The sequence below is a fragment of the Snodgrassella sp. CFCC 13594 genome (assembly GCF_001590725.1).
Lineage (GTDB): Bacteria > Pseudomonadota > Gammaproteobacteria > Burkholderiales > Neisseriaceae > Snodgrassella.
This window is the reverse complement of sequence record NZ_LQXR01000007.1, coordinates 36,480-51,762: the sequence shown is the minus strand read 5'-3', so window position 1 is coordinate 51,762 and position 15,283 is coordinate 36,480. Positions and strand designations below refer to the sequence as shown.

11 protein-coding genes, 2 pseudogenes and 1 riboswitch are annotated in these 15,283 nt (G+C 50.3%); of the genes and pseudogenes, 12 read left to right on the top strand and 1 reads right to left on the bottom strand.

Going from position 1 to position 15,283, the window contains the following annotated elements; translation table 11 throughout:
- Positions 1 to 122: 122 nt before the first annotated feature.
- The 8 genes and pseudogenes from earP to thiC all read left to right on the top strand — a co-directional run bounded on the left by earP (position 123) and on the right by thiC (position 11,574).
- Positions 123 to 1,331 (top strand): elongation factor P maturation arginine rhamnosyltransferase EarP, encoded by a 1,209-nt coding sequence (earP, locus tag A2F46_RS05850; protein ID WP_082783594.1) that lies wholly within the window; start codon positions 123 to 125, stop codon positions 1,329 to 1,331.
- Between the two features lie 39 nt (positions 1,332 to 1,370).
- The gene (gene efp, locus A2F46_RS05845) at positions 1,371 to 1,931 is read left to right on the top strand and encodes an elongation factor P (protein WP_066567899.1); all 561 of its coding nucleotides are present in this window, start codon (positions 1,371 to 1,373) and stop codon (positions 1,929 to 1,931) included.
- 113 nt (positions 1,932 to 2,044) lie between these two features.
- Positions 2,045 to 3,439, top strand: a complete 1,395-nt coding sequence (locus tag A2F46_RS05840; RefSeq protein WP_066567897.1) for an MATE family efflux transporter — start codon at positions 2,045 to 2,047, stop codon at positions 3,437 to 3,439.
- Positions 3,423 to 4,460, top strand: coding sequence for a UDP-N-acetylmuramate dehydrogenase (gene murB / locus A2F46_RS05835; RefSeq protein WP_066567895.1), 1,038 nt, complete (start codon positions 3,423 to 3,425; stop codon positions 4,458 to 4,460). The genes A2F46_RS05840 and murB overlap by 17 nt, the downstream gene beginning before the upstream one ends.
- Positions 4,461 to 4,562: 102 nt before the next feature.
- Positions 4,563 to 5,216, top strand: a complete 654-nt coding sequence (locus A2F46_RS05830; protein ID WP_066567893.1) for a TetR/AcrR family transcriptional regulator — start codon at positions 4,563 to 4,565, stop codon at positions 5,214 to 5,216.
- 144 nt (positions 5,217 to 5,360) lie between these two features.
- Positions 5,361 to 6,898, top strand: a pseudogene (locus A2F46_RS05825) (helicase HerA-like domain-containing protein).
- Positions 6,899 to 7,000: 102 nt separating this feature from the next.
- Positions 7,001 to 9,106 (top strand): phosphate acetyltransferase, encoded by a 2,106-nt coding sequence (gene pta / locus A2F46_RS05820; RefSeq protein ID WP_066567892.1) that lies wholly within the window; start codon positions 7,001 to 7,003, stop codon positions 9,104 to 9,106.
- A gap of 429 nt (positions 9,107 to 9,535) precedes the next feature.
- Positions 9,536 to 9,631, top strand: a riboswitch (TPP riboswitch).
- Positions 9,632 to 9,703: 72 nt separating this feature from the next.
- Positions 9,704 to 11,574: pseudogene (gene thiC / locus A2F46_RS05815) on the top strand (phosphomethylpyrimidine synthase ThiC).
- Positions 11,575 to 11,625: 51 nt separating this feature from the next.
- Here thiC and A2F46_RS05810 read toward each other — a convergent pair.
- The gene (locus A2F46_RS05810) at positions 11,626 to 11,904 is read right to left on the bottom strand and encodes a DUF3079 domain-containing protein (RefSeq protein ID WP_066567890.1); all 279 of its coding nucleotides are present in this window, start codon (positions 11,902 to 11,904) and stop codon (positions 11,626 to 11,628) included.
- 73 nt (positions 11,905 to 11,977) lie between these two features.
- Between A2F46_RS05810 and A2F46_RS05805 the strand changes: the two genes are divergently transcribed.
- The 4 genes from A2F46_RS05805 to A2F46_RS05785 all read left to right on the top strand — a co-directional run bounded on the left by A2F46_RS05805 (position 11,978) and on the right by A2F46_RS05785 (position 15,222).
- Positions 11,978 to 13,123 (top strand): FAD-dependent oxidoreductase, encoded by a 1,146-nt coding sequence (locus A2F46_RS05805; protein ID WP_369796311.1) that lies wholly within the window; start codon positions 11,978 to 11,980, stop codon positions 13,121 to 13,123.
- Positions 13,124 to 13,144: 21 nt separating this feature from the next.
- Positions 13,145 to 13,339, top strand: coding sequence for a sulfur carrier protein ThiS (gene thiS / locus A2F46_RS05800; RefSeq protein ID WP_066568011.1), 195 nt, complete (start codon positions 13,145 to 13,147; stop codon positions 13,337 to 13,339).
- A gap of 31 nt (positions 13,340 to 13,370) precedes the next feature.
- Positions 13,371 to 14,249 carry a glutathione S-transferase gene (locus A2F46_RS05795; RefSeq protein ID WP_231867722.1) on the top strand — a complete coding sequence of 293 codons (879 nt, stop codon included), beginning with the start codon at positions 13,371 to 13,373 and terminating at the stop codon, positions 14,247 to 14,249.
- 166 nt (positions 14,250 to 14,415) lie between these two features.
- The gene (locus A2F46_RS05785) at positions 14,416 to 15,222 is read left to right on the top strand and encodes a thiazole synthase (protein ID WP_066567885.1); all 807 of its coding nucleotides are present in this window, start codon (positions 14,416 to 14,418) and stop codon (positions 15,220 to 15,222) included.
- Positions 15,223 to 15,283: the final 61 nt, after the last annotated feature.

The window sequence follows — 15,283 nt, the reverse complement described above, 5'->3', positions numbered from 1 at the left end:
ATGTCATTTGGTGTGGATAATGTACTCGAAAAAAAGCCTTTTCTCGCTTGACAAGAAGCGCAGATGACATAAGTGTGAATGATGTAAGCACATTTTTACCAATCAAAAAGGAAGGAGTAGGTATGCGAGAGCGCAAGGTGAGCCTTTTACGGCGGACAAATGATCAGTCCTTGCTGCCTCAGGCTTGGGTATTTGTGCGCGTGATTGATAATTTTGGTGACGTAGGCGTGGCTTGGCGCTTGGCACAAAATTTAGCGGCTGCTTTTCAGGCAACCGTGCATCTGTGGGTTGATGAGGTGGAGGCCTTGAATCGCCTGGCGCCCCAAAATTTGAACGATATTGATTCGACTGTGGTCGTGCATACCTGGGCAGATGATGATGCGATCACGTCAGCCCTGGTTGATTTACCGCCGCCGCAATGGGTAATTGAAACATTTGGTTGTGATTTGCCAGCGCCAGTTGTGCAACGCATGCCGAGAGATCAGCCGCTGTGGCTCAACTGGGAGTATTTGAGTGCTGAAGATTGGGCGCGAGAAGTGCATGGATTGCCGTCATTACAAGGCAATGGGGTAGCCAAATATTTCTGGCTGATGGGCTTTGAGGAAGCCAGTGGCGGATTGCTGCGTGAGCAGGATTATCAGTTTCAACGGCAGCAATTTTTGCATGATAGCGCCGCTCAGAATGCATTTTGCCAGCAATATGGGCTGCCTGTGACGCACCAAGGCCAGTTATGGCTAGTATTTGCGTATGCATCGCCATTGTGGCTGTCTTGGCTGGCGATGTGGCAGTGCGCAAATGAACCCATCACACTGTGGCTGGCTGGCGGTCAAGTGGTTGATGGCCTGCGGCAAGCTGGACTGTTGCCTGAATCGGCGCTGCGGATTGATGGTGACTCATGGCAGATGGGGTGTGTGCGCTTGGTACGCATTCCGTTTGTGCCGCAATCGGCTTTTGATCGGTTGTTGTGGCTGATGGATGGGGCAGTGGTGCGTGGTGAAGATAGCTTTGTGCGTGCCCAGTTGGCTGGCCTGCCTTTTTTTTGGCACATTTACACGCAGGCGGAAAAAGCGCATCTGGTTAAGCTACGGGCATTTTGGCAACTGGCCATGCAGCGCTGGCCGGCCTCTCTTCAGACCGCGTTTTTGGCCTTGTCGGATGAGCTCAATGGCGCATCTACTTTAACTGCCCCGCAAAGGTTGGCTGCTTGGCAAGCGTTGCAGCAGGGATGGACGCAATGGCAAGCGCTTGCCCAGCAGTGGGCGGGCCATTTGCAGGCACAACCTTCTGCCATGGAAAAACTAGCCAGATTCCGCCAAGATACGCTAAAATAACGCGTTTATTTTTTGCATACTTTTTGGATATTATCAAACATGAAGACCGCACAAGAACTGCGCCCGGGTAACGTATTTATGGTAGGCAACGACCCGATGGTGGTGCAAAAGGCCGAATACAACAAATCTGGCCGTAACGCCGCTGTGGTGAAGATGAAGTTGAAAAACTTGCTCACCGGTGCCGCCAGCGAAACTGTGTACAAAGCCGACGAAAAATTTGATGTGGTGGTATTGGATCGCAAACAATGTACATACAGCTACTTTGCCGACCCCATGTATGTATTCATGGACGAAGAATACAACCAATATGAGATTGAAGCGGAAAACATTGGTGATGCCATCAAATTCATCGTTGATGGCATGGAAGAACAATGTGAAGTGACTTTCTATGATGGCCGTGCCATTTCGGTAGAGTTGCCCACCATTATTGTGCGCGAGGTGGAATACACTGAGCCGGCTGTAAAAGGTGATACTTCGGGCAAAGTAATGAAAAATGCTCGCTTGGTGGGCGGTGCTGAAATCCAAGTAGCCTCTTACATTGAAAATGGCGACAAGATTGAAATTGATAGCCGCACGTTTGAGTTCCGCAAACGCGCTTAAATTTAAGGCGATTGAACAGGCTGCCTGAAACGGTTCAGGCAGCCTGTTTTGATTTAGGCTAGGTGGTTTTGGTGTGTGGGCATAAGCCAATCAGTTAGGCAAATGGAGTCATCATGATGTTTGAATTGAATCGCTTTGGTGGCGGTGAATTTCGTGCCGAAGCGGGGCGTATTTTGCATTTGGCCTTACCCATCCTGATTGCACAGGTGGCTCAGGTGGGTGTGGGTGTCGTGGATACGGTGATGGCCGGGCACGTGAGCGCCGATGATTTGGCCGCAGTAGCCTTAGGCAGTAATGTGTTTATTACGGTTTATGTGACTTTTTTGGGTGTGATGTCGGCATTGCAGCCGATTTTGGCGCAACTGTATGGTGCTGGTAAAACCGATGCCATAGGCAGTACTGCGCGGCAAGGTGTGTGGTTTGGGCTGATGTTGGGCGTATTGGGTATGGTGTTGCTGTGGTTGCTGGCTTGGCCTTTGCAGCATTATTTGAATTTGGGCGATTATGTTGAGCGTACGTTTGGCGATTTCGTGTTTTGGATTGCGCTGGGGATGCCTGCGGCAATGTTGCATCGAGCGCTTTATGCATATGCGGCGTCTCTGAATCGACCCAAACCGATCATGGTGGTGAGTTTATTGGCGTTGTTGTTGAATATTCCGCTTAATTATGTCTTTGTTTATGGCAAATTGGGGTTGCCTGAAATGGGGGGGGCTGGCTGTGGTCTGGCATCGGCCTTGTGTTTTTGGTTTAATGCCACCGTGTTGGGCTTATATGTGATGCGCCATCGTTTTTTTGCCCAATTTGGTTTGTTTTCCCGCTTTGAGTGGCCGCAATGGGGTGCTCAAAAATCCATTGTGAAATTGGGCGTGCCAATGGGCTTGTCGTTTTTTTTGGAAGTGAGCTCATTTACGTTCATTGGTTTGCTGATTGCCCGCTTTGGGGTGACTCAGGTGGCTGCCCAACAGGTGGTTATTAATATCAGTTCTTTACTCTATATGCTGCCGCAAAGTGTGGGTACCGCTTTGGCAGTGTGTGTGGGCCAGCAGGTGGGCAAAGGCGATTGGCAACGTGCACGCTATGTGTCAGGTGTGGGGCTGAGTATTGGCATTGCAGGTGCCATGATTACTGGGCTGCTGTTGTTACTGTTTCGCCATTTTTGGGTGGGTCTGTACACGCAGGATGCCGCAGTGATTAGTATGGGCGCAGGACTTCTGTTGTTCGCGGCGGTATTTCAATTGTCCGATGCAGTGCAAACCACAGCATCATATTCCTTGCGGGGGTACAAATTGGCCAAAGTACCAATGTTGATTCATGCCTTCAGCTTTTGGGGTTTGGGTCTGGGCTTGGGTTCTTTGCTCGGGCTTTACTGGGGTATGGAAATTTATGGTTTTTGGCTATCGTTGGTGGTGTCTCTAACTGGTGCTGCCGTGGCATTGGTATGGTATTTAAACAGTCAGAGCCGCCGTTTTGCGGCGCAGCAGGGGAAATTTAATGAACGTCCAGCATGATGTGGATTTACGCGCCTATCACACTTTTGGTTTGCCGGTGCGTGCCGCTGCTTTTTGCGAGCTGACAGACGCGGCACAGTTGCCGCAGGTGCTTCAGTTACCTGAATACGATGCTGATACGGTGTTGTGGTTGGGCGGTGGCAGTAATGTGTTGTTTTGTGGAGATTATCCCGGATTGGTGGTGCGCATAGCCAATAAGGGGCGGCGTGTATTATTGCAAAACCAGTCCAGTGCGCTGGTAGAAGCGGAGGCGGGGGAAGTTTGGCAAGATTTCGTGCAGTACACCTTGAATCTTGGACTGAGTGGTTTGGAAAACCTCAGCTTGATTCCGGGTACGGTTGGCGCGGCACCGGTACAGAATATTGGTGCCTATGGTGTTGAGGTGGAGTCGTGTATCGAATCGGTATTGTGTTTCGATGTAACCACAGCACAATATCGTCAACTGGATGCGGCGGCTTGCCGTTTTGGCTATCGGGATAGCCTTTTTAAGCATGAAGGCAAGGGTCGCTATGTGATTGTGTCAGTGCGTTTTGCGCTGTCGCGCACATTTGTGCCGCAATTACATTATGGCGATGTGGCCCGCGTGGCCGCAGAATATGCTGCGGGTGCGCCGCTGACCGCTAACATGGTGTCTGCCGCCGTATGTCAAATTCGCCGCAGTAAACTACCGGATCCCGCCGTTTTGGGTAATGCAGGCAGTTTCTTTAAAAATCCATTGGTTTCTGCCCAGAGGGCACAGCACTTACTGACTCATTTCCCCGGCATACCACATTATCCGCAGCCAGATGGCCAAGTTAAATTAGCCGCAGGTTGGATGATTGATCAATGCGGGTTGAAAGGATATTTGCTTGGTGGTGCTGCTGTGCACGACAAGCAAGCTTTGGTCTTGGTCAATAAGCAATCGGCGACGGCGGCCGATGTGGTGGCTTTGGCCGCACACATTCAGCAGTCCGTGTATGCGCGTTTTGGTGTGATGTTGAACCCAGAACCCATTTGGCTGCCTGAAACAACTGCGGTATGATAGCTCGCATATTTACGCTAAATTCTAATGAATCATGATGCTATCGCAAGGCGGTAGTTATGTTTGCCGCTGTTGGCACACAGTTTGTTTAAGAGGCACTGTATGGCGAAAGAAAGTCGACCGAATACCTATAACCGGATTGTGGATGCCAGCCTGATGTTATTCAACACAGAAGGCGAACGTAATATCAGTACCAATCACATTGCTTCATACTTGAGCATCAGCCCCGGTAATCTGTATTACCATTTTCGCAATAAAGATGAAATAATCATGCAACTGTTCAAACGGTATAGCGTTGAATTGTTGGGCTATTTGCGCGAAGCCGAGTTACCTCGAGATACGTCAACCATGAAAACCTATATGGTGGGTGTGTATGATGTGATGTGGAAATATCGTTTTTTATTTAGTGATGTGAATACCTTGTTGGCGCGCAGTGCTGAACTTTTGGGGGAACACAATGATTTTACTCGTGCCAAAGTTTCCCCTTTGCTGAATAAACTTTTGGAAGAACTCACCGCCATCGGCTTGATTCAAACCGATGCAGTAGCGCGCCATGAGTTGGCATTGAATATGTGGCTGATTACCAAATATTGGTTTGATTTCGACAGTTCATTGCATGAACACCAGCTCACGGAGGCCTCTAAATACCGAGGTATTCATCAAACTTTGAGTTTATTGCGGCCATTTGTGTGTTCTCCACACCAAGCTGATTTTTCAGCCATCATGATGCAATTGGTTGCGGATAACCCTGAATAAAGAAATGAACCAAACCAGCGCTACGCGTTGGTTTTTTTATGCCTGCGTTCATTGGATTGTTGTGGCCTTGTGATAGTATTTGAGCCATTGCCGAGAGGCGGTTAGGCAGCTGGTTTGTTGACTTCGAAATGATAAGGAAATGGCATGATCACGTTTGATATCGCCCGCACTGCTGAGCAGGTGGAATTGGATTTGCTGGGCAAAATGGCCAATCGTCATGCTTTGATTGCAGGTGCTACCGGCACTGGTAAAACCGTGACCTTAAGACGCATGGCCGAAGCATTCAGCGCTCAAGGTGTGCCGGTATTTTTGGTGGATGTGAAAGGTGATTTATCGGGCTTGGTGAATGCTGGTGCAAACAGTGGGAAAGTGGGGGAGCGCATCCAGCAATTTGGGCTGCCTGAAAATTATTTACGCGGTTTTCCCGTTCGTTTTTGGGATGTATATGGAGAAACGGGTATTCCGTTGCGAGTGACCATTTCAGACATGGGTCCCATGCTGTTGGCGCGGCTAATGAACCTCAATGATATTCAAGAAGGGCTACTCAATGTGGTGTTCCGGGTGGCGGATGACCGGGGCTGGCATTTAATTGATTTGAAAGATTTACGCGGTATGTTGGCGTTTGTGGCCGATCATGCGGCCGAATTTCGTACTCAATATGGGAATGTCTCGGCTGCCAGCGTGGGGGCCATTCAGCGCCAATTGTTGAGTTTGGAAAATCAGGGTGCAGATCAATTGTTTGGCGAGCCCAATTTGAATTTGCAGGACTGGTTGCAAACCGAGGGCGACAATGGCGTCATTAATGTGTTGAATGCAGAGAAACTGATGCGCAGTCCGCAAATGTACAGCGCATTTTTATTGTGGATGTTGGCGCAATTGTTTCAGACCTTGCCTGAAGTAGGCGATCCGGAAAAACCCAAATTTGTGATGTTTTTTGATGAAGCACATTTGCTGTTTGACAATGCTTCGGGTGCGCTTTTGCAGCAAATTGAACAAGTTGTCCGCTTAATTCGTTCCAAAGGGGTGGGTGTGTATTTTGTGACCCAAAACCCCCTTGATCTACCGGATACCGTATTGGGCCAACTGGGGAACCGAGTGCAACATGCGTTGCGTGCCTTTACTCCGCGCGATCAAAAAGCGGTGAAAGCAGCTGCGGAAACCTTTCGCAGTAATCCCAAATTGAATGTGGCAGAAGTCATTGGCGAATTGGCGGTGGGCGAAGCGCTGGTGTCATTCTTGGATGAAAAAGGTATGCCCCAGCCGGTGGAGCGGGCGTTTATTTTGCCACCGCAATCAAGCCTCACGCCGTTAACCGGAGCAGAGCGCCAAGCGGTATTTCAAGGCGATGCCTCTACCCTCATTATCAAAACGTTATTGATAATTTCTCGGCATTTGAAGCATTGCAGCAATTACAGGCCGATGAGACCAAGCAGGCAGAGGAAGTTCAGGCAGCCAAGGCACAAGCCGAACAACAGCAACAGGCTGAAATCACCAATAATCAGAATGGCGGTTTTCTGGATAATTTTTTGGGTGGGTTGTTTGGCAATCGCAAAAAAACCAATCAAGGTGTCGTCGATGACATCGCGCATCAGGTGGGTAAGCGCATCAATACCCAAGTTACCAGCAGCATCACTCGTGCCATCACGCGCGGTATTTTGGGTGCCATTAGCGGTAAAAAATAGCAATTGACCCATCATTTGCGCCTGCGCAAAAACGCGATAAGGGCAATGTGCTAAGTTGGTTGGGTCGTCGATAAGCAATCAAAATGGAAAGGGTGGTCAGCCATGTCGCAGTTTTTGTTGATTCCTTTGGGGGTGAAAACTGGATTGACCAGCGTGGCGCTGGGGTTGGTACGCGCGCTGGAGCAAAGTGGGCGCAAGCCGTTGTATTTCAAGCCAGTATCCAATGAACGCGATGAAGTTGAGGGCGTTGATACGGGCACTCGATTTGCTGAGGCGCTGTTTCATCAACAGCCTCCGCAGCCACTGAGTTTGGCGCAAATGGATACCATGCTCAGTACGGGGCAAGACGATGATTTGATTGAATCTATGGTGGCGCAGTTTAATCAGCTGTCACGCGCCACGCATGATGCAGTGGTAATTGAAGGGTTGATACCGGATAGTGAGCGCAACTATCTGGCCAATAAAAATGCCAAAATCGCGGCTTCTTTGAATGCTCGCGTGGTGTTGGTGGCTGATGCAGAAAATGAAACGCCTGCACAAATGGCTGCCCAGTTGTATCTGGCGTGGCAGGAGTACGCAGCCGGCCAAGGGGAGCCTGGTGGATTTATCTTGAATCGCTATAACAGCACACAGGCAGTGGCTGAGTACGTGACCGAGCTTCAAGCAGCCTTATCAGCTTCGCACAGCCCACTACAATGCTTTGGTGTGGTACCGCTGGCGCCGGAAAAATCTGCAGTGCGTATGCTGGACGTAGCGCGCTACTTACAGGCCGAAGTGCTGCGTGGCTCAGAGCATTTGGCTAAACGGCGGGTACAAGAAATCGTGGTGGCGGGCCGTAGTGCCACTTACATGCATGACCGCTTCAAACCGGGTGCCTTGATTATTGCGCCGGGCGACCGCGAAGATGTGATGATGGCCACAGCGTTAAAAACCCTTAGCGGCGTGCCTTTGGCGGGTTTGATTCTCAGTTGTGGGTCGGTGCCTTCCGATAAATTGCAAGACATTGTTGCGCCTGCATTGAAAGACCAAGTGCCGGTTTTATTGACGGAATTAGACACTTACCAAACGGCTTATACCTTGTCGCATCAACCAACACAGGTACCGTTTGATGATTTGGAACGCATTGATGGCATGGTCAATCATGTGGCTGAACACATCGACATCGCTACTGTGTGCCAAGATTTGGGTAAGCCCGCCAAGCTTCGCATGTCGCCACCAGCATTTCGCTACCACATGATGGAGCGGGCTCGGCAAGCCGCTAAACGCATCGTCCTGCCGGAAGGCAATGAGCCGCGTACCATTGCGGCGGCGGCAATTTGCCAAAGCAAAGGCATCGCGCAATGTATTTTGTTGGCCAAGCCCGCTGAGGTATTTGAAGTAGCGCAAGCCAAAGGCATCGCCATTCCCGATACGTTGGAAATTGTTGATCCCGATACCATTCGTGAACGCTATGTTGAACCCATGGTGGCTTTGCGCAAACACAAAGGGTTGACTCCAGAGTTGGCGCACAAGCAGTTGGAAGACACTGTGGTTTTGGGGACCATGATGCTGGCCACGGGCGAAGTTGATGGTTTGGTATCTGGTGCGGTACACACCACTGCAAATACCATACGTCCTGCATTGCAATTGATTAAAACTGCGCCTGGTGCAGCGTTGGTATCAAGCGTGTTTTTTATGCTGATGCCAGAGCAGGTGCTGGTGTATGGTGATTGTGCGGTGAATCCTGAGCCCAGTGCAGAGGAATTGGCCGATATTGCCATTCAATCCGCAGATTCGGCCAAAGCTTTTGGCATTGAACCAAAAGTGGCGATGATTTCGTATTCAACCGGCAGTTCTGGCAGTGGCGCCGAGGTGGAAAAAGTGAAAGCTGCTACCGCGCTCGCCAAAGCCAAACGGCCGGATTTATTGATTGATGGACCATTGCAATATGATGCAGCGAGTGTGCCCAGCGTGGGTCAGCAAAAAGCACCTGATAGCCCCGTGGCTGGTCGTGCGACGGTATTTGTGTTTCCTGACTTGAATACCGGCAATACCACGTACAAAGCAGTTCAACGGAGCGCCAATGTATTGAGTGTGGGACCCATGCTGCAAGGGCTGAACAAACCGGTGAATGATTTGTCACGCGGTGCTTTGGTGGATGATATTGTGTACACCATTGCTATTACTGCCATTCAAGCAGTGCAAATGACTGAAGGCGTGTCTGTGTAACAAAATGTAATGTGTTCCATTAAAATGGGCAATATGGTTGATTATCCAATGATAATTATTCTATTGCCTATTTTTAATGCAGCGAATGGGCTTTAAGGCTGCCGTAACCGCCGTTTGAATCCATAAATATTGCGTCAAAACTCGGCATAAAACATCAATAAATTTGATTTAAGTGGCGTTTCATGGGTTTTTGCAGTCTTGCTTCACTGCCTGCTTGCGTAAGATGGGTAAATAAATTACAGTTTGCTACACGAGTTTGGGCTCGAAGAAGCCAAGCATACAAAGGCTCGGATAAGAGAGAGAAAGCACATAGCCAACAAACCGCCTGCGATGAATCGCTAGGCGGTTTGTTTCGTTATGGCGAGAAGATTGGCTTTAGATCAAACAATCAGGCTTGTCGTTATTTTGCTAAATGTGATTTAATGAACCTGCCGGAAACAGGGGTGCTGCAGGTAATGCGGCTGAGAGAGTCCCTTAACACCCGATGCGGATAATACCGACGAGGGGAGTTTCATTTCAGCATGGTTGTAGCTTGTGATGGAAATAATGAGCTGCGCAGTGCGCCTGTAACGGTCACCCAACCCGCTTACCAGGAGCATGATCATGTCAAAACAACCCGAAGCCCAAGCGCTTGAGCATTTAAGCCATGAATTGGGTATTCAATTCGCGTATCCCCATTCTGATAAAGCGTATCTTTCAGGCAGCCGCCTGATATGCGTGTGCCTTTGCGTTGGATACGTCAAGATGACACCCAAACGACACGTGGCACCGAAGCCAATCCCCCCATCCCTGTTTATGATACTTCGGGTGCTTATGGTGACGTACAGGCCAATATTGATTTAAAAGCGGGTTTGGCCGATGTACGCAGCGCCTGGATCCAAGAGCGCGAAGATACCGAACAGCTAGCCGAATTGAGTAGTGATTATGGCCGTGCTCGTGCAGGAGACGACAAAACTGCTCATTTGCGATTTAAACACATCAGCCAGCCACGCCGTGCCCAAGCGGGCAATAATGTCACTCAGATGCATTATGCACGACGAGGCATCATTACCCCGGAAATGGAATTTGTGGCTTTGCGCGAACGATTGAGTTTGGATGTGTTGGCTCAAGATGAACGCTATCAGCAATTGTTAAAACAACATACGGGCCAGAGCTTTGGCGCCCAATTACCGCTGCGCGCAGAAGACATCACGCCGGAGTTTGTGCGCCAAGAAGTAGCTGCTGGTCGCGCCATCATTCCTGCCAATATTAACCATCCTGAGCTGGAGCCAATGATCATTGGGCGCAATTTCAGCGTCAAAATTAACGGTAATTTGGGCAATTCGGCAGTCACCTCAAGTCTCACTGAAGAAGTAGAAAAAATGGTGTGGTCTTTGCGCTGGGGCGCTGACACCATTATGGATTTATCGACTGGTGCGCACATTCATGAAACGCGCGAATGGATTATCCGCAATGCACCCGTACCAATTGGCACGGTACCGATCTATCAGGCATTGGAAAAAGTAGGTGGCATTGCCGAAGACCTTACTTGGGCATTGTTTCGCGATACCTTGATTGAGCAAGCAGAGCAGGGCGTAGATTATTTCACCATTCATGCTGGAGTGCTGTTGCGGTATGTGCCGCTGACGGCTGAACGGTTAACCGGTATTGTGTCACGCGGCGGATCCATCATGGCCAAATGGTGTTTGGCCCATCATCAGGAAAATTTCCTCTATACCCATTTTGATGACATTTGCGACATCATGAAAGCGTATGACGTGTCATTTTCTTTGGGGGATGGTTTGCGTCCAGGATGTATTGCAGATGCCAATGACGCGGCGCAATTTGGCGAATTGCATACATTGGGCGAGTTGACGGCCAAAGCTTGGCAGCATGATGTGCAGGTGATGATTGAGGGGCCCGGCCACGTGCCGTTGCAACGGGTGCGCGCCAATGTGGATGAAGAACTGAAGCATTGTTTTGAAGCGCCGTTTTACACACTGGGGCCGTTGGTAACCGATATTGCACCTGGCTATGATCACATCACTTCTGCCATTGGTGCGGCCAATATTGGTTGGTATGGCACCGCCATGCTGTGTTATGTGACCCCAAAAGAGCATCTGGGTTTGCCTGACAAAGAAGATGTGCGCACGGGCATCATTACCTACAAAATTGCTGCCCATGCAGCTGATTTGGCCAAAGGCTGGCCTGGTGCCCAAATGCGCGACAATGCGTTGTCTAAAGCGCGGTTTGAATTTCGTTGGCGTGATCAATTTCGTTTGGGTTTGGATCCTGAGCGCGCGGAAAGTTTTCATGATGCTACCTTACCGGCAGAAGGCGCCAAGATTGCACATTTTTGTTCTATGTGTGGGCCGAAATTCTGTTCCATGAAAATTACTCAGGAAGTGCGCGATTACGCTGCGGCGCAAAAAGGTATGGCCGAAAAATCCGTGGAATTTGTGCAAAACGGCGCCAAAATCTATCGTTGACGATGCATCAGGCTGCCTGAATGACTCAGGTAGCCCGTTTAATGGTTAGGATTAAGATTGGCGAATGAGTTTGATGTGGGGCTTGCGCAAAGGAGCTGGTTTGGTTGGCAATGTGGCAGTTGATTTGCGGGTAATTTCCGTCCACTGTTGGGCATTGAGTAGGCCAGACCAGTCACCTTGTTCATACCAGTGCTCGCCAAAATCTTCACATGGATGAGCGATGCGAATGCTGCCATTACCGCATTGCAAATCATCGGCGCGACAATATTTGTCGCAGCCCCAGCAAATGCGCTCGGGGTGTTTGGGGTGCAGCGGGAATATTTTGGCCATGCGTGTTTGCCCTTAGTTAGAAGTATTTATACGCGTCTGTCCAAATGCATGCAAGCGTGCTCGGAGAATGAAAATGATGGATAAAAAAATGGCAGTAGCGGTGTTGGGTGGTGGTTTGTTGGGGCGATTGATGGCTTGGCAGCTGGCGCGGTTGGGTCATCATGTAGCGTTGTGCAGTGAGAGCCCGCGCAGTGGTGAGGGCGCTGCGGCTTATGTGGCGGCGGCGATGCTGGCGCCTTTGGCTGAGGCCATAGACGGGACCCCTTTGGCGGTGCAACTGGGTTATGACAGCTTGCCGTTGTGGCGACAGTGGTTGCCTGAATGGCCCATGCCTGTGTTTATGCAGGAACATGGCGCACTGGTGGTTTGGCACGCTCAAGATAAGCCGCTGGCTGACCAGTTTGTTCATCATTTACGGCGTGCTCATCACGGTGAAATGGTTTGGCAGTCATGGGCTGGTGGTGATGTTGCGGCTCAAGAGCCTCAATTGGCGGGGCGTTTCCAAGCAGGTTTGTTTTTACCTGCCGAAGGCCAGCTTGATAACCGACAAGTATTGCTGGCATTGGCTGCTGCTTTGGAAAGTGAGGGTGTGGTTTGTCAGTGGCAGCAGCGGGCTGAGGTCGCTGAGTTGGCTAAAACGGCCGATTGGGTAGTGGATTGTCGCGGAGTCGGTGCGAAAAGCGATTGGAATCAAGTACCATCGACGCTTTCAGGCAGCCATGATAAGCAAGGCCAGCCGCTAAGCCGTTTACGTGGCGTGCGTGGCGAGGTGTTGCGGGTATGGGCACCAGAAGTCACGCTTAATCGGCCTGTGCGGCTCTTGCATCCTCGTTATCCTTTGTACATAGCGCCCAAACAAAATCATTTATTTGTCATCGGCGCCACGCAATTGGAAAGTGAAGATGATGGGCCATTAACCGTACGCAGTGGCTTGGAATTGATGTCAGCGCTGTATGCCGTGCATCCTGCCTTTGGTGAAGCCCGAGTATTGGAAAGTGCCACATCATTGCGGCCCACCCTCAATCATGAAAATCCGGAAATTCGATGCGATAGTGGCCGAAAGATTATGGCGGTGAATGGTTTGTTTCGGCATGGATTTATGATTGCGCCTGCGGTGAGTTTGGCTGCAGTGCGTGTGTTACAGGCTTTGATGGTGCAGCAAGAAATGCCGTCAGCCGCTGCACGATATGGCGTGCCGGTGTGTCGGTTGTCGAAATAAATCGAGGAGAAAACAATGAGCATACAAATAGTGGTGAATGGCGCAGCTTGTGAGTTTGATGGTGCCACCGTGGCGGAATTGCTGGATAACGCCGAGGTGGCTGCACCTTTTGCAGTGGCCGTGAATACCGTTTTTGTGCCGAAAAGCGACTATGTTGACTGCCATTTGCATGCAGGTGATGCGGTCGAGATTGTGCAACCTGTGGTGGGCGGTTAGACTGGTTATTCAACCTATTACCTGAAAGCGAATGATGATGTATCACTTGCATATTGCCGATAAGCAGCTTTCTTCTTGGTCGTTACGCGCGTGGATTTTACTGCGCCAGGCGAATATTCCGTTCATTGAAACCGTACACAGTTACCATGCGGATTTGTTGGCACAGCGGCAACAATGGCGGTCATTTTCACCTACCTCCAAGGTGCCAGTGTTGTTGGATGGAGAGACCTTGGTATGGGAAAGTTTGGCGATTGCCGACTATGTGGCCGAAGATTATCCCCAGCTTTGGCCAGCCAATCGGGTAGCCCGGGCGTGGGCGCGCAGCGCCACAGCAGAAATGCACGCGGGTTTTGCCGCATTGCGTACCGCCTGTAATTTTCGTTTGGATGAAACCGATGCCCCAGTGATAGACGATGATTTGCGCGCCGATTTATTCCGCTTAAACGAATTGTGGCAAGAAGCATACGCCGTTTTGGTGGGCCATTCTTGGCGGGTACCGATTTTGGTGTGGTGGATGCGTTTTATGTGCCAATGGCGGTGCGTTTGCAATCATATCAATTGCTCGATGGCCTGGAGGGTGTGGCGCGCGATTATGCCCAATGCTTGTTGGCTTTGCCGGCATTGCAGCAGTGGAGGCAAGAAGCGATGGCACACCCTGTTACAGAGGGGCACCTTTAATGCTGCTGCACGGCGTATATTGGCGTGGCTAAGCTTCATACCCCTGCTCGATATGGAGATATTGATTTATTTGTTGGTGAAGTTGTTGCAAGTGGAAGATATCTTTGCGTCGCCGGCAGCCACACTTAAATCTGTATCTCAATGTTTGCTGGGTGCCAATAAAATAAAGAGTGATGAGTCTGGTTCAGGCCGCTTTGCTATTTATGCTCGCTGTGTGGTTTGTCGTTGTTAAGCGTGTATAAGACGAGTGTGCATTGAACTTGGTGGTGAGCATATTGTGGTGCTATGCGTGCGGATGCTTGGTTTGATAGGTTGGGCAGCATGAAAAATTCATTTGATCGAAGACGCGACCAGCTTGGCGCGATGAGTAGAACTTGCTGAAACAGGAATAAAACACCATGTCTGAATGGAAACTTTACAATCAAAATTTTACCAGCCGTTTGCTGTTGGGCACAGCCGCCTATCCTACCGTAGATGTGTTGCAATCGTCGATTCAGGCAGCCCAGCCAGCCATGATGACAGTATCTTTGCGTCGACAAGGTGCGGCTGGCGCCAATTATGGTGAAGGCTTGTGGTCTTTATTGCGCGATTTGGCCATTCCGGTTTTGCCCAATACGGCGGGCTGCTTGAGTGTGCAAGAGGCGGTCACCACCGCGCAAATGGCGCGTGAGGTGTTTGCCACCGATTGGATTAAATTGGAGTTGATTGGTGATGATGATACGCTGCAGCCAGATGTGTTTCAGTTGGTTAAAGCCGCACAAATTTTGATTCATGATGGGTTTAAGGTGTTGCCTTACTGCACGGAAGACTTGATTGCATGCCGTCGTTTATTGGAGGTGGGGTGCGAGGCTTTGATGCCGTGGGCGGCACCCATCGGTACTGGTTTGGGCGTGGTGCATGAATATGCACTGCGGGTGTTGCGTGAGCGCTTACCATCGGTGCCATTGATTGTTGATGCAGGTCTGGGGCTACCATCGCAAGCGGCGCAAGTCATGGAATGGGGTTTTGATGGCGTGCTTCTCAATACTGCGGTGTCGCGAAGCGGGCGGCCCGTTTTGATGGCCGAAGCGTTTGCTCAGGCCGTGGTGGCAGGTCGGCTGGCGTTTGAAGCAGAACCTGTGATCCCTCGTCAACATGCGCAAGCAAGCACACCTACGGTAGGCCAGCCATTTTGGCACCATCAGGAGTATGGCCAACAGGTTTAATGCCGTACCCAGTTATGGGCTGATTGTCAGTTTTGGGTGCCAAAAATGCCAAACAGGCTGC

Excerpts from the sequence above, each read along its gene's own strand:
- earP (WP_082783594.1), top strand. The coding sequence starts at position 123 with ATGCGAGAGCGCAAGGTGAGCCTTTTACGGCGGACAAATGATCAGTCC.
- efp (WP_066567899.1), top strand. The coding sequence starts at position 1,371 with ATGAAGACCGCACAAGAACTGCGCCCGGGTAACGTATTTATGGTAGGC.
- A2F46_RS05840 (WP_066567897.1), top strand. The coding sequence starts at position 2,045 with ATGATGTTTGAATTGAATCGCTTTGGTGGCGGTGAATTTCGTGCCGAA.
- murB (WP_066567895.1), top strand. The coding sequence starts at position 3,423 with ATGAACGTCCAGCATGATGTGGATTTACGCGCCTATCACACTTTTGGT.
- A2F46_RS05830 (WP_066567893.1), top strand. The coding sequence starts at position 4,563 with ATGGCGAAAGAAAGTCGACCGAATACCTATAACCGGATTGTGGATGCC.
- pta (WP_066567892.1), top strand. The coding sequence starts at position 7,001 with ATGTCGCAGTTTTTGTTGATTCCTTTGGGGGTGAAAACTGGATTGACC.
- A2F46_RS05810 (WP_066567890.1), bottom strand. The coding sequence starts at position 11,904 with ATGGCCAAAATATTCCCGCTGCACCCCAAACACCCCGAGCGCATTTGC.
- A2F46_RS05805 (WP_369796311.1), top strand. The coding sequence starts at position 11,978 with ATGATGGATAAAAAAATGGCAGTAGCGGTGTTGGGTGGTGGTTTGTTG.
- A2F46_RS05795 (WP_231867722.1), top strand. The coding sequence starts at position 13,371 with ATGATGATGTATCACTTGCATATTGCCGATAAGCAGCTTTCTTCTTGG.
- A2F46_RS05785 (WP_066567885.1), top strand. The coding sequence starts at position 14,416 with ATGTCTGAATGGAAACTTTACAATCAAAATTTTACCAGCCGTTTGCTG.